Source organism: Amycolatopsis sp. NPDC051371, assembly GCF_040682155.1.
Classification (GTDB): domain Bacteria; phylum Actinomycetota; class Actinomycetes; order Mycobacteriales; family Pseudonocardiaceae; genus Amycolatopsis.
In genome coordinates this window covers 1-13,691 of record NZ_JBFBAG010000035.1, presented here as the reverse complement: position 1 = coordinate 13,691, position 13,691 = coordinate 1, and the positions used below count along the sequence as shown (strand labels likewise).

General features: G+C 70.0%; 9 protein-coding genes. 6 read left to right on the top strand and 3 right to left on the bottom strand.

Annotated features, from left to right (window positions below):
- Positions 1-24: 24 nt before the first annotated feature.
- Positions 25-3,177, bottom strand: a complete 3,153-nt coding sequence (locus AB0M59_RS35310; protein WP_364624124.1) for an efflux RND transporter permease subunit — start codon at positions 3,175-3,177, stop codon at positions 25-27.
- Positions 3,178-3,264: 87 nt separating this feature from the next.
- On the bottom strand, positions 3,265-4,434 hold the full coding sequence (locus AB0M59_RS35305; RefSeq protein ID WP_364624123.1) for a YihY/virulence factor BrkB family protein: 1,170 nt from the start codon (positions 4,432-4,434) through the stop codon (positions 3,265-3,267).
- Positions 4,435-4,669: 235 nt separating this feature from the next.
- Here AB0M59_RS35305 and AB0M59_RS35300 point away from each other — a divergent pair, with 235 nt between their 5' ends.
- The 5 genes from AB0M59_RS35300 to AB0M59_RS35280 all read left to right on the top strand — a co-directional run bounded on the left by AB0M59_RS35300 (position 4,670) and on the right by AB0M59_RS35280 (position 11,958).
- A complete protein-coding gene (locus AB0M59_RS35300; protein ID WP_364624121.1) occupies positions 4,670-6,403 on the top strand; it encodes a DEAD/DEAH box helicase in 1,734 nt (577 codons plus the stop codon).
- A gap of 744 nt (positions 6,404-7,147) precedes the next feature.
- A complete protein-coding gene (locus AB0M59_RS35295) occupies positions 7,148-8,287 on the top strand; it encodes a substrate-binding domain-containing protein (RefSeq protein WP_364624119.1) in 1,140 nt (379 codons plus the stop codon).
- Positions 8,288-8,507: 220 nt separating this feature from the next.
- Entirely contained in the window at positions 8,508-9,281 is a 774-nt protein-coding gene (locus AB0M59_RS35290) for an ATP-binding cassette domain-containing protein (protein ID WP_364624117.1), read from the top strand.
- Positions 9,282-9,301: 20 nt separating this feature from the next.
- The gene (locus tag AB0M59_RS35285) at positions 9,302-10,765 is read left to right on the top strand and encodes an ABC transporter permease (RefSeq protein WP_364624115.1); all 1,464 of its coding nucleotides are present in this window, start codon (positions 9,302-9,304) and stop codon (positions 10,763-10,765) included.
- 11 nt (positions 10,766-10,776) lie between these two features.
- Positions 10,777-11,958, top strand: coding sequence for an ROK family protein (locus AB0M59_RS35280; RefSeq protein WP_364624113.1), 1,182 nt, complete (start codon positions 10,777-10,779; stop codon positions 11,956-11,958).
- Positions 11,959-12,114: 156 nt separating this feature from the next.
- Here AB0M59_RS35280 and AB0M59_RS35275 read toward each other — a convergent pair whose 3' ends face one another.
- Positions 12,115-12,291 (bottom strand): hypothetical protein, encoded by a 177-nt coding sequence (locus AB0M59_RS35275; protein ID WP_284745229.1) that lies wholly within the window; start codon positions 12,289-12,291, stop codon positions 12,115-12,117.
- A gap of 342 nt (positions 12,292-12,633) precedes the next feature.
- On the opposite strand from AB0M59_RS35275, the gene AB0M59_RS35270 reads away from it, so the two are divergent.
- Entirely contained in the window at positions 12,634-13,440 is an 807-nt protein-coding gene (locus AB0M59_RS35270) for an EamA family transporter (protein WP_364624111.1), read from the top strand.
- Positions 13,441-13,691 lie beyond the last annotated feature (251 nt).

Here is a 13,691-nt window from a genome sequence, read left to right as displayed (position 1 = left end):
AAGTGCCGGGCCTTCGCGCGTGACTCAGGCGGTGGGGGCGGGGTCCAGGGACTCCGACTCCGGGGCCTTCGCCGGGGTACGGCGAGCCTCACGCCGAGCGCGGCGGCGCTCCTTGCGGGTCTCGACCATCGTGTAGAGGGTCGGGACCAGCACCAGCGTCAGCAGCGTCGAGCTGACCAGGCCGCCGATCACCACGATGGCGAGGGGCTGGCCGATGAAGCCGCCCTGGCCGGTGATGCCCAGCGCCATCGGGACCAGCGCGAAGATCGTCGCCGCCGCGGTCATCAGGATCGGCCGCAGCCGGCGCCGGCCGCCTTCGGTGACCGCGTCCGCGACGCTCATGCCGTCCGCCCGGTACTGGTTGATCAGGTCGATCAGCACGATCGCGTTCGTCACCACGATGCCGACCAGCATCAGCATCCCGATCAGCGCCGGCAGGCCGAGCGCCGTGCCGGTGGCCAGCAGCAGCCCGATCGCGCCGGTCGCCGCGAACGGGATCGACACCAGCAGGATCAGCGGCTGGATCAGGCTGCGGAACGTCGCCACCATGATCAGGAACACGATCGCGATCGCCGCCAGCAGCGCCAGGAACAGGTTCGAGAACGCCTCCTGCTGGTCCTGGCTCACGCCGCCGAGCGAGTAGGACGCGCCGCCGGTGAACGTCAGTCCGTCCAGCTTGGACTGGATGTCCGCGGTCGTCTTGCTCAGGTTGTCGCCGGTGTTCTTCGCGGTGACCGTGGTGCTCAGGTCGCCGCTGGTGCGGTGCACCGACGCCGGGCCGTCCACTGTGGACACCTTCGCGACCTCGTCCAGCCGGACGACCCCCGTGGGCCCCGGGATCTGCAGGCCCTTCACCTGGTCGACCGTGGCCGGCGCGGTGCCGGCCCGCAGCACGATGTCCGTGCGCTGACCGCCGACCGGCAGCTGCGTCACCGTGCGGCCGGCGATCGCCTGGTTGGCGACCTGGCCGATGGTGCTCGCCGACAGCCCGCGCGCGGCGGCCGCGGCGTCGTCCACCTCGACCTGCACCCGCGGCGAGCCGACGGCCAGGTCGCTGGTCACCTCGGTCAGCCCGGACACCCCGCGCAGCGCCTGCTGCACCTGGTCGGACGCGGGCTTCAGCGCGGCCTCCGACGGCGCGGTCACCGTCACCGAGACCTGGTCGGAGTTGAACCCGGACGCGTCCGCGCCGATCTTGATCTCGCCCAGCTCCGGCCGGGACGTCAGCTTCGACCGCAGCCGGTCCGACAGCGCGTCGAGGTCGGTGTCCTTCGCGACCGTGACGGAGATGCTCGTCGAGCTACCGCCGCCGCCGAAGCCGAACGCGCCCCCGCCGCCGACGCTGACCTGGTAGGTCTGCACCGCGGGCTCCGCGGCGAGCGCCTGCTCGACCGCCGTGGCGGCCTTCTCCTTGGCCTCGACGCTGGTGCCCGCGGGCAGCTTCTGCGTCATGTTCAGCGTGGTGCCGCCGGACTGGTCGAGGAAGTTCGTGTTCAGCCGCGTCGCGAGCCCGACGGTGCCGGCGAAGATCAGCAGCGCCAGCAGCACGACGGTCAGCCGCCGCTTGGTCGCGAACCGGATCACCGGGAGGTAGGCCCGCTGCAGGAAGCTGCGGCGCTCCTTCTCGACGGCCGCTTCGCGCGCCCGCTCGGCTTCGATCGCGTCCGCCGGGACCTCCGGCCGCTTCAGGAACCAGTACGCCAGCACCGGAACCACGGTCAGCGAGACGAGCAGCGAAGCCAGCAGCGCCACCGTGACGGTGATCGCGAACGGCGAGAACAGCTCGCCGACGAACCCGCCCACGAACGCGATCGGCAGGAACACCGCGACGGTCGTCAGCGTGGACGACGTCACCGCGCCGGCCACCTCGCGGACGCCGTCGAGCACCGCCCGTTGCTTCTCTTCGCCGTAACCCAAGTGTCGCTTGATGTTCTCCAGCACCACGATCGAGTCGTCGACCACCCGGCCGATCGCGATGGTCAGCGCGCCGAGGGTGAGCAGGTTGAGCGACAGGTCGCCGGTCCACAGCGCGATCAGCGCGACCACCACCGACAGCGGGATCGACACCGCGGTCACCAGCGTCGAGCGCACCGACAGCAGGAACAGCAGGATGACGAGGACGGCGAACGCCAGGCCCAGCAGGCCTTCGGTGGTCAGGCCGCTGATCGCGTCCTTCACCGGCGTGCCCTGGTCGAACACGACGCTCATCTCGGAGCCGGTCTTCTTCGCCAGGTCCGGCAGCTTGTCGCGGACGGCGTCGGAGATCGCGACGGCGTTCCCGTTGTCCACCATGGTGATCGAGAGGCCGAGGCTCGGCTTGCCGTTGGTCCGCGTGATCGACGTCGCGGGCGCGAACCCGGTCTGAACGTCGGCGACGTCACCCAGCTTCACCGGCCCGCGCGCCGGGGCGCCCGGCCGCGCCGCACCGGAAGCGGCGCTCGGCGTGAGGTAGAGGTTGCGGAGGGTGTCCACAGTGGTCTGCCCGCCGCCGACCTGGACGCTCAGCGTCTTGTCGCCTTCGGTCAGCGTGCCGGCCGGCACGGCGGCGCCGGCGGTCTGCAGCGTGGTCGCGATCGACGCCGGGTCGACACCGGCGGCGGTCAGGTTCGCGTAGTCCAGCGTGATCGTGACGCGCGGCTGCTGAACGCCGGTCACGGTCACGGTGCGGACACCGTCGATCTTCCGCAGCTCCGGCGCGACCTCGTCGGTCAGCGCCGGCGCGAGCTTCTGCGGGTCACCGGCCGTGCCCGCGGCGACCAGCACGACCGGCAGGTCGTCGGTGCTGCCGGCGGACACCGACGGGTCGGAGTTCTGCGGCAGCCGCGGGCGGACCTGGTTCACCGCCTGCTGGATCTGCGAGACCGCCGCGTCGAGATCGGTGCCGAACTCGAACTGCGTGACGACGCGCGAAACGCCGTCCGAAGATGTCGAGTTGATCTCTTCGAGGCCCTTGAGCCCCTGCAACGCGCCTTCGAGGGGCTCGGTGACCTGCCGGTCGACCGCGTCCGGCGACGCACCCGCGTACGAGGTGACGATCTGGGCCTGCGGGAACTGCAGCGACGGGAACAGCTGCTGTTTGATCTGCGGCAGCGCGAAAGCACCGAAACCGACGACCACGAGCGCGAGCAGGCCGATCAGGCTTCGGTTGCGCAGGCTCAATCTGGCCAGCACGGACATGACTTCGACAACCCCCTCGGGAATGACGCGGCGACTTACGCGCGTCAGTGACCCGCCGAGCTTGCCATGTCCGAACTGAGGGGCGACTCAGTCTGTGGGTGGATTCCGGGTCGTCCCCTGGGAGGAGACGCGACCCTGAGCAGCGCTGGGTGCCGGGTCCGGCGCGCTGGGTGACGGTCCGTCCTCATCGGACGCTTCCGCGGTCTCGCCGGCGGGTTTCTCGGCGCCGTTGACTGAGACGTCTTCGGGGCGCGGGCGCCGCAGCGGCGTGGTCGTGCGCTCCCACAGCTTGCGGCCGTCCTCCGTGCGCAGCCGCTCGGAGGCGCGTTCCATCTCCAGCCGCCGCCACTTGCGCCGCTGCCGCCGCGTCGCCTTCGCCGGCCACAGTTCCTGGATCGCGCTGTTGAAGTACGCGCCGCCGACCACGGCCAGCCCGATGAAGAACATCAGCAGCAGGAACGCGATCGGCGCGGCGAGGGCGCCGTAGGTGTAGCCGGTCTTGGTGATCCAGTTCAGGTAGATGCGCAGGCCCACCGAGGAGAGCAGGAACACGACCATCGCGAGCACCGCGCCGGGCAGCCCGCGGTGCCACGGCAGCTTGCGGGGCAGGGCGAGCTTGTACAGCGTGGTCAGCGCGAGGGTGATCATCACGCCGAGGGTCGGGAAGTACAGCGCGCTCACCCACGACGTCACCGTCGGGCGCCAGTCGGTGGGGAAGAACTCCGGCAGCAGGTCGGGGCCGATCGCCAGCAGCGGCAGCCCGACCACCAGGATGACCAGGCCGCACAGGTAGAGCAGCAGCGCGAAGATCCGCTGCCAGACGTCGTTGCGGACGCCGTACTGGTCGTGGGCGACGGTGATCGCGTCCACGAACGACGACATCGCCGACGAACCCGCCCACAGCGAGATCAGGAAGCCGATCGAGACGATCTCGCCCTTGCCGACGGTGAGGATGCTGTTCACCGTCGGCTCGATGATGTCCTGGACGGCGTTGCTGCTGAAAACGGTCTTGCAGAAGCCGATGATCCGGTCGTGCACCTGGGTGACGACGTCCTGGCCGAACCACTCGCCGACGAAGCCCAGGCTGCCGAGCAGGCCCAGCAGCAGCGGCGGCAGGGACAGCGTCTGCCAGAAGGCCGCTTCGGCGGCCTCCGAGAAGATGTTGCCCTCCCAGGCCTTGCCGAGCGTGCGCGTGAGGAGGCGCCACGGCCCCTTGCGGGCCACCTTCGTCGCTGCGGACGGCTGCACCTCACCCATGACGTGTCCAGCATGGTCCATCGGTGCTGATTTGGCTCGTCACCCTGCCTGCACCCGGGCGTGTCGGGGGACATCACCCGTGCCGGTGCCGGGAACTGTCGGACCCGGCCGGTAGACTCGCTCCAGTGCCCTCACCGCAGTCGCCGGCCGCTCAATGCAGCAGCAGTTGGTACCACAGTGAGGGTTTTCGCACGTCAAAGCACTTGAGGCACGTGATCGAGGGGGAGGACCGGCGATGACGGAGACGCAGCTCGGGGCGCCTCCCGCGGAGAAGGACTCGACCGCGCGCCCGCTGCGGGCGTGGCAGCGGCGGGCGCTCACCAAGTACCTGACGCGCAAGCCGAAGGACTTCCTCGCGGTGGCGACGCCCGGCGCCGGCAAGACCGTGTTCGGCCTGCGGATCGCCGCCGAACTGCTGTCCGACCGCACGATCGAGGCGGTCAGCATCGTCACCCCGACCGAGCACCTGAAGCACCAGTGGGCGGCCGCGGCGGCTCTGGCCGGGATCCAGATCGACTCGAACTTCCGCAACACCACCGGCGTCACGTCGTCGGACTACAACGGCGTCGCGCTGACGTACGCGCAGGTCGCGGCCCATCCCACGCTGCACCGGGTGCGCACCGAGAACCGCAAGACGCTGGTCATCCTCGACGAGATCCACCACGGCGGCGACGCCAAGTCGTGGGGCGACGCGATCCGCGAGGCCTTCACCCCGGCGGTGCGGCGCCTGTCACTGACCGGGACGCCGTTCCGGTCCGACGACTCGGCCATCCCGTTCGTCACCTACGAGCCGGACGCGGGCGGCTTCCAGCGCAGCAAGGCCGACCACTCGTACGGCTACGCGGACGCGCTGGCCGACGGCGTGGTCCGGCCGGTCGTCTTCCTGGCGTATTCGGGCGAGGCCTCCTGGCGCACGAGCGCGGGAGAGGAGTTCACCGCCCGGCTCGGCGAGCCGCTGACCGCGGAGCAGAACGCCCGCGCGTGGCGCACGGCGCTCGACCCCTCGGGCGAGTGGATCCCGGCAGTGCTGCAGGCGGCCGACACACGGCTGTCGCAGGTCCGCCAGAGCGTGCCGGACGCGGGCGGCCTGGTGATCGCCACCGACCAGGAGTCGGCGCGCGCGTACGCGAAGATCCTGGAGCGCATCTCGGGGGAGATGCCGACACTGGTGCTCTCGGACGACCCGAAGGCCTCGGGGCGGATCAAGGAGTTCTCCGAGACGAACGAGCGCTGGATAGTGGCCGTCCGGATGGTCTCGGAGGGCGTCGACGTCCCGCGGCTGGCCGTGGGCGTGTACGCGACCAGCGCGTCGACCCCGCTGTTCTTCGCCCAGGCGATCGGCCGGTACGTGCGCGCCCGGAAGAAGGGCGAGACGGCGAGCGTGTTCCTGCCGTCGGTGCCGGTGCTGCTGGAGCTGGCCAGCGAGCTGGAGGCCCAGCGCGATCACGTGCTGGGCAAGCCGCACCGCGAGCAGGAGGGCTGGGAGGACGAGCTCCTCGCCCAGGCCAACCGCACCGAGGACGAGCCGGGCGAAGAGGAGAAGGCGTTCACCTCGCTGGGCGCCTCGGCCGAGCTCGACCAGGTCATCTACGACGGCAACTCGTTCGGCACGGCGGTGTTCTCGGGCTCGGACGAGGAGCAGGAGTACCTCGGCCTGCCGGGGCTGCTCGAGCCCGACCAGGTCCGCGCGCTGCTGCGCAAGCGGCAGGAAGAGCAGGTCGCGGACGAGAAGCGCCGCAAGCCCGCGAAGGAGGAGCCGGCCCCGCAGGCTCGTCCGCAGTCGGTGAGCGAGCGCCTCGGCGCGCTGCGCAAGGAGCTGAACGCGCTGGTGGGGATGTACCACCACCGCACGAGGAAGCCCCACGGCGCGATCCACAACGAGCTCCGGCGCGTGTGCGGTGGCCCGGTGACCGCCATGGCGACCGTGGAGCAGCTCGAGGAACGGATCGTCACGCTGCGGACCTGGTGAGCCCCGACCGGCTCCGAGCAGCAGTCTCGACGAGCGATCGGCCCCGGATCGAGCGCCCCAAGGCGGCCTTGGGTGCGTTCACCGCACCCAAGGGGCCCTTCGGTGCGTTCAACGCACCCGATGTGGCCTTGGGGCGCTCGGCTCCGGAGGGCCGATGGCGAGGCCCGCGCCTGACGATCCGTGTGGCCTCCCGGGGAGCCGCCGTGTCGCCCGGGAGGCTGAAGCTTGCCGGTCACCGTCCGTTCCACCGGGCCGCGCCCGACCTTCCACAACTTCGTGACGTTGCGTTGCGTGCCCGATCGGTCGTCCCTCGGCTGCCCTCGCGTCCCCCGGCCGGTGGCGCGTTGGGCACGTTCAGGTCCGAAGTTCGCAAGTCGGCGACCAGTTCCGCGCGTTTGCCGTGGGTTCACCACCACTTCGCGGCGGATCGCACTCGGTGTACACCGGCGGAGTATCTTCACCCTCGCAAGAAACCTGGATGTAACACAGGGTAGGTGCTGGCGATCACATCGTCAGCGGATCTACTCTTTCCGGGCGATGCTCAGCCTGTGTTGCCGAACCGTGTCCAATTGGTGTCATTTAATCGATCCAGCTATCTTCCCCGCAGCCGCTCAGCGGCATATGTTGTCGCCCACAACATATGCGCGTCGGTGCGCCGGGACCCTCCGGATCACCGCCTCGCAGGGCCCGAGACGACGTCGACGGCCCGCTCGTCACCAATGCTTGGATCCGGAAGGAACGAGGATGCGCAGCAGAACCCTTACCCTCCTCGCCGCCACGGTGAGCACCGGCCTGGTGCTCACCGCTTGCGGTGCCAACAGTTCAGACAGCGGGGGCACGGGGAGCAGCTCCGCTTCCTCGTCCGCCCCGGCCGCCGGCGGCGGCGCCAACGGCAAGGTCGGCGTGATCCTGCCGGAGACCGCCACCTCGGCCCGCTGGGAAGCGTTCGACAAGCCGATGCTGCAGGCCGCGCTGTCGGCCCAGGGCTTCGAGGTCGACGTCCAGAACGCCCAGGGCGACAACCAGAAGTTCGCCACCCTGGCCGACGGCTTCATCAGCTCCGGCGTCAAGGTCCTGGTCATCGCCCCCGGTGACCCGGCCGTCGGTGCGGCGGTCGAGACCAAGGCCAAGACCGCCGGCATCCCGGTCATCGACTACGACCGCCCGAGCCTCGGCGGCTCCGCCGACTACTACGTCTCGTTCGACAACGAGAAGGTCGGCCAGCTCCAGGGCCAGGCCATGGCGGACGCGCTGAAGAGCAAGCCGGGCGCGGGTGTCGTCCAGATCGAGGGCGCCCCGACCGACAACAACGCCACGCTGTTCACCAGGGGCCAGGACTCCGTCCTCGAGCCGCTGTTCTCGGCCGGCACGCTGAAGCGGATCCAGAAGCAGCCGATCAACGACTGGGACAACCAGGTCGGCGGCACGACGTTCGAGCAGATCTTCACCGCCAACGGCGGCAAGGTCGACGGCGTCGTCGCGGCGAACGACGGTCTGGCGGGCGCGGTCATCACCATCCTCAAGAAGAACGGCCTCAACGGCAAGATCCCGGTCACCGGCCAGGACGCCACCGCCGACGGCCTGATGGCGGTCATGCGCGGCGAGCAGTACATGACGGTCTTCAAGCCGATCAAGGAAGAGGCCGAGGCCACCGCCAAGCTGGCCGCCGCTCTCGCCAAGGGTGACACCGCCGGCGCGGACGCGATCGCCACGGCCAAGCTGCACGACCCGAAGAACAACCGGGACATCAAGTCCGTGCTGCTCACCCCGACGACGATCCTGGAGAAGGACGTCAAGACCGTCGTCACCCAGGGCTACGTGAAGGCCGCTGAGATCTGCGGTGGCGACCTCGCCGCCAAGTGCAGCTCGCTCGGCATCTCCTGACCCGCCCGCAGTAACCCATGAACAGCCGGGCCGGGACGCGCACCCCGACGGCGCGTCCCGGCCCGGTCCCCACCCCTCGCTTGAAGAATCGGCGGAGCCGATTGCTGCGGAGGCGAAGCCACCCGACGCAGTCGGGTCCTCGTCTGCGAGGCGCAACGCCCGTCACCCACCTGACCCGAGCGGCGGCAAAGGGCATGAGAAATTCGGAGAAAAGCCATCAATGAGTGAGCCCATCCTCGAGATCAAGGGCCTGAACAAGAGCTTCGGCCCCGTCCACGTCCTCCACGACGTGGACTTCGACGTGCGTGCGGGCGAAGTGACCGCCCTGGTCGGCGACAACGGCGCCGGCAAGTCGACCCTCGTCAAGTGCATCGCCGGCATCCACCCGTACGACTCGGGGGCCGTGCGGTTCAACGGGCAGGACACCCACATCCGCGGTCCCAAGGACGCGGCCGACCTCGGCATCGAGGTCGTCTACCAGGACCTCGCGCTCGCCGACAACCTCGACATCGTCCAGAACATGTTCCTGGGCCGTGAGCGCGGCAGCTCGTGGAAGCTGGACGAGGCCAGCATGGAGAAGGCCGCCCGCGAAACGCTGGCCTCCCTCTCGGTCCGGACGGTGAAGTCCGTCCGCACGCCGGTCTCCTCGCTGTCCGGTGGTCAGCGCCAGACCGTCGCCATCGCGAAGTCGGTGCTGTGGAACAGCAAGGTCGTCGTGCTGGACGAGCCGACCGCCGCCCTCGGTGTCGCGCAGACCCGGCAGGTGCTCGACCTGGTCCGCCGGCTGGCCGAGCAGGGCCTCGGGGTCGTGCTGATCAGCCACAACATGGCCGACGTGTTCGAGGTCGCCGACCGCATCGCCGTGCTCTACCTCGGCCGGCTGGTCGCCGAAGTGCACACGAAGGACGTTTCCCACGGCCAGGTCGTGGAACTGATCACCGCCGGTCGCTCCGGTGACCTCGGCCTGGCCCGGCCCGAAGCCGTGGTCCTGTGAGTGGGAAGAAAGAACCGGAAATGACTGAAACCCCTGCCAAGCACGAGGTCGGCACCCCCGCCGACGCGCTCGCGCAGACCCAGAACCCGACCGCGGCGATCACCGACTTCGGGATCGACACGACATCGATGTCAACGGGCGAAGCGGTCCGCGACTACTTCGCCCGCCTGCGGGCCGGCGAACTCGGCGCGCTGCCGTCGCTGTTCGGCCTGCTCGTGCTCGTCATCCTGTTCAGCGCGCTGTCGGACAACTTCTTCACGCTGGCCAACATCGCCAACGTCTTCCCGCAGGGCGCGGGCGTGATCATCATCGCGATGGGCATCGTCTTCGTGCTGCTGCTCGGCGAGATCGACCTCGCCGCCGGCGTGGCGTCCGGTGTCGCGGCGTCGGTGACGGCCCTGCACTACGTCCACAACGGGAACCTGCTGGGCACCATGGGGTCCGGCGTGTTCATCACGTTCATCGCGGTCCTCGCCGTGGCCATGCTGCTGTCGGCCTACCAGCGGATCTGGGCCGGCGCCGGGCTGTCGCTGATCGGCCTGCTGATCGTCGCGATCGGTGTCCCCGCCAACCCCTGGCTCGAAATCCTGCTGGCCATCTGCGTCGGTACCGCGATCGGCTGCATCACCGGCTTCCTCGTGTCGAAGATCGGCATGCCGTCCTTCGTCGTGACGCTGGCGCTGTTCATCGTCTGGCAGGGCGTCCTGCTGCAGTTCATCGGCGAGGGCGGCACGATCGGCATCACCAACTCCGACGTGCTGTACAAGATCGCCAACGGCAACCTGAACATCCTCGGCAGCTGGATCTTCTTCCTCATCGCCGCGGGTGGCTTCGCGGTGATCACGCTGCTCAGCCACTTCAGGCGGCTCGAGCGCGGCCTGGTCGTCCAGCCGACGGCGCTGGTGATGGTCAAGGTCGGCGCGCTCGTCGTGCTGTCGGCGCTGGGCACCTGGCTGCTGACGATCAACCGCTCGACGAACAAGGCGGTCGTCACGATCGAAGGCGTCCCGTACGTCATCCCGATCATGCTGGTGCTGCTGGTGGCCGGGACCTACGTGCTCAACCGGACCCGGTACGGCCGGTACATCTACGCGGTCGGCGGCAACAAGGAAGCCGCCCGCCGCGCCGGTATCGACGTGCCGAAGATCCGGGCGAGCGTGTTCGTCATCGGCTCGGCGATCGCGGCCATCGGCGGCATCGTCGCCGCGTCGAAGGTCGGTTCGGTCAGCCCGCAGTCCGGTGGCCTCAACACCCTGCTGTTCGCGGTGGGCTCCGCCGTCATCGGTGGCACGTCGCTGTTCGGTGGCAAGGGCCGCGTGGCCGACGCCGTCGTCGGTGGCCTGGTGATCGCCGTGGTCATCAACGGCCTGGGCCTGCTCAAGCAGCCGGCCGCGGTGGTCAACATCATCACCGGTCTGGTCCTGCTCCTCGCCGCCACGGTCGACGCGCTGTCGCGGCGCCGCGCGGCTGCGTCGACGCGCTGAATCAGCATGGGATGATCAAGCCCGTGTCCAGCTCACCCGTTGCTCGTCCGGACGAGGTGCGCCGGCACAACCGCACGACCCTGCTCCGCCTGCTGCACGTCGGCGGGCCGAGCACCCGGGCGACCCTGGCCACCCAGCTGGGGCTCAACCGGAGCACGATCAAGACCCTCGTCGACGGGCTCGCCGAAGCCGGCGTCGTCGAGGAGAAGGTGCCGAGGCCGGGACGAGGGGCGGGCCGCCCCTCGCTCCTGGTCCTGCCCCAGCCGCACGCGGCGGTCGTGCTCGCGGTCGACCTGCAGGTCGAGCACGTCGCGATCGCCCTGGTCGGGCTGGGCGGCCAGATCCTGGGCCGCAACAGCTGGAACCTGCGCGGCCGGATGGGGCAGCCCGACGAGGTCATCACCCACGTCATCGAGTCGACGGCCGTCCTGGCCGGCGACCTCGACGTGACCCCGGTGGCGGTCGGGGTGTCGGTGCCGGGCGTCGTCCGGCGGGCGGACGGGTACGTGCACGAGGCCCCGAACCTGCGCTGGACCGACGTCGCGCTCGGCGAACGGCTGGGCGCGGTCCTGCAGATCCCGATCCTGGTCGGCAACGACGCCGAGTTCGGCGCGGTCGCCGAGCACCTGCGCGGGGCGGCCCGCGGCTCGTCGGACGTGGTGTACATCTCGGCGGACGTCGGGGTGGGCGGCGGCGTCATCGCCGAAGGCTCGGCGCTGCGCGGCGGCTCCGGCTACGTCGGCGAGATCGGGCACATGGTGATCCGCCCGGACGGGCGGGACTGCTACTGCGGCAGCAGCGGCTGCTGGGAGACCGAGGTCGGCGAGGCGGCGCTGTGCCGGGCGCTCGGCCTGCCGGAGGACACCCCGCGCGGGGCGATCCTGTTCGAGCTGCGTGAGCTGGGCCGTGACCCGGAAGCGGCGCTGATGCGGCTCGCGGAGTTCGCCGAGTGGCTGACCCTGGGGCTGATCAACGTCGTCAACCTGCTCGGGGCGCAGCTGGTGATCCTCGGCGACCTGCTGACGGTGCTGCCGGAGGCGGTGCTGCGGCGCGTCGGCACCGAGGTGCGCCGGCGCAGCCTGGTGAGCCGGGCGGTCGGCGGCACTCGCATCATCAGCTCGGCGCTGGGGGCCGACGTGAAGCTGTTGGGCGCCGCGGAAGTCGCGTTCGAAGTCGTCCTGGATTCTGTCTGATTTCCTGTCCGGTTTCGTGTCCGGAATAGGGGTCTTTCGCGGCCTCGCCGTGATATTCGCCACGCACTTTGCAAGTTGCAGATTGTGCAGGTCTCAGAAAATGCGAAGGCGGCCGGTGCCTGTGCGCACCGGCCGCCTTCGGGCGTTTCGGAGTGGTTACCGCTGGATGTCGGCGGACAGTTCCTTGAGCTTGGCCTCGTGCTCGCGGGCGTGGTGCCCGCAGAAGAGCAGTTCGCCACCCTTGAGGATGGCTCGTACCTGAGCTGCAGCTCCGCACCGGTCACAGCGGTCGGCGGCGGTCAGTTCGGGGCGGGTGAGCGTCGGCGTTGTCATGGGGGTCTCCCTCCGTCCCGGCACCGGTTGCCCGGTGCCATCGATCCAGCTACGCCCACTTCGGCACTGATGCCGGTGGCGGCGATCGCCTTCGGCTCCGCGGTGTTCGTGCTTCCACTCTTCCAGACGTTTCGCGGCTCGCAAGTGTTCCCGCGCCGGTGGGACCTGAGTCACGCCGATTTACCCCGGATGCCGTAGTCGCATCCCGCAATGCAGGAGACGAATACCCGGAGAGTTACGTTTTCCGTGGTCAGGCACCATGGGGTAGTGAGTACGGTGACTTCGCCCCGACGGGTTTCCCGGGTCCCCGCTCCGCTGTTGTTCGTTCTCAGCGGAATTTCCATGTACGCCGGCGCGGCCATCGCGATCGGTCTTTTCGGCCACGCGACGCCCGCCGGGGTGGCGTGGCTGCGCTGCCTCGGCGCGGCGGTGGTGCTCCTGGCCTGGCGCCGCCCCTCGCGTGCGGCCTGGCGGGGGCGTCGGCTGGCACTGGCGATCGCCTTCGGCATCGTGACGGCGGGCATGAACGTGCTCTTCTACGAGGCGATCGCCCGGCTCCCGCTGGGGACGGTGGTGGCGATGGAGTTCATCGGCCCGGTCCTGGTGGCCGCGTTCGGGTCCCGGTCGCTGCGGGACGTGCTGGCGGTGGTCCTGGTGGCGTGCGGGGTGGTGGCGATCGCGGACGTCCAGCTCGCGGGGTCGGTGCCGGGCGTGGTGTTCGCCCTGGGCGCGGCGGCGGCCTGGGCCGGGTACATCCTGCTGGGCAAGCGGGTGGCTTCGGCCGAGGGATCGGGCATCGACAGCCTGGCGATCGGCTTCGCGGCGGCGACGGTGGTGCTGTCCCCGCTGGCCTTCGGAACCGGCGAGGTGTGGTCTTCGCCACGGATGCTGCTGCTCGGGGTGGGTGTCGGGGTGCTGTCGACGGTGGTGCCTTACGCGCTCGACCAGGTGGTGCTGCGCCGGCTGGGGCAGGCGCGGTTCGCGGTGCTGCTGGCGTTGCTGCCGGTCACGGCCGCGGTGATGGGGTTCGTGCTGCTGGCCCAGGTGCCTTCGTGGCCGGAGGCGCTGGGGACGCTCGCGGTGGTGGGCGGAGTGGCGCTGCGGAGCCGGGACGAGCCTGGGCGGCCGGCGCCGGAGCCGCCGGGCTGAGTCCCCGGCTCTGCTCAGCTCGGCTGCCGGTGGCCCTCGATCGGAGGTGACCCGTTCACCACGCCGGACGTGGGTGCTCGCCGGGCCGGGTCCCGGTCGCACGCTCGCCGCCGGCCCACCAAACGTCTTGAATGAGTCATTCAGGTCTTCGGAGGTCCTGAATGACTCTCAGTGTCAGGGTTGGTGGTGCCGCACGGTGTGCGGTTATGGTCCGGTCTTGGTCACGTGGTGACTCGGAATGACGTTGCCCG

What these genes read in the sequence shown, in the direction of transcription:
- AB0M59_RS35310 (WP_364624124.1), bottom strand. Translation starts at nt 3,177, where the DNA reads ATGTCCGTGCTGGCCAGATTGAGCCTGCGCAACCGAAGCCTGATCGGC.
- AB0M59_RS35305 (WP_364624123.1), bottom strand. Translation starts at nt 4,434, where the DNA reads ATGGGTGAGGTGCAGCCGTCCGCAGCGACGAAGGTGGCCCGCAAGGGG.
- AB0M59_RS35300 (WP_364624121.1), top strand. Translation starts at nt 4,670, where the DNA reads ATGACGGAGACGCAGCTCGGGGCGCCTCCCGCGGAGAAGGACTCGACC.
- AB0M59_RS35295 (WP_364624119.1), top strand. Translation starts at nt 7,148, where the DNA reads ATGCGCAGCAGAACCCTTACCCTCCTCGCCGCCACGGTGAGCACCGGC.
- AB0M59_RS35290 (WP_364624117.1), top strand. Translation starts at nt 8,508, where the DNA reads ATGAGTGAGCCCATCCTCGAGATCAAGGGCCTGAACAAGAGCTTCGGC.
- AB0M59_RS35285 (WP_364624115.1), top strand. Translation starts at nt 9,302, where the DNA reads ATGACTGAAACCCCTGCCAAGCACGAGGTCGGCACCCCCGCCGACGCG.
- AB0M59_RS35280 (WP_364624113.1), top strand. Translation starts at nt 10,777, where the DNA reads ATGATCAAGCCCGTGTCCAGCTCACCCGTTGCTCGTCCGGACGAGGTG.
- AB0M59_RS35275 (WP_284745229.1), bottom strand. Translation starts at nt 12,291, where the DNA reads ATGACAACGCCGACGCTCACCCGCCCCGAACTGACCGCCGCCGACCGC.
- AB0M59_RS35270 (WP_364624111.1), top strand. Translation starts at nt 12,634, where the DNA reads ATGTACGCCGGCGCGGCCATCGCGATCGGTCTTTTCGGCCACGCGACG.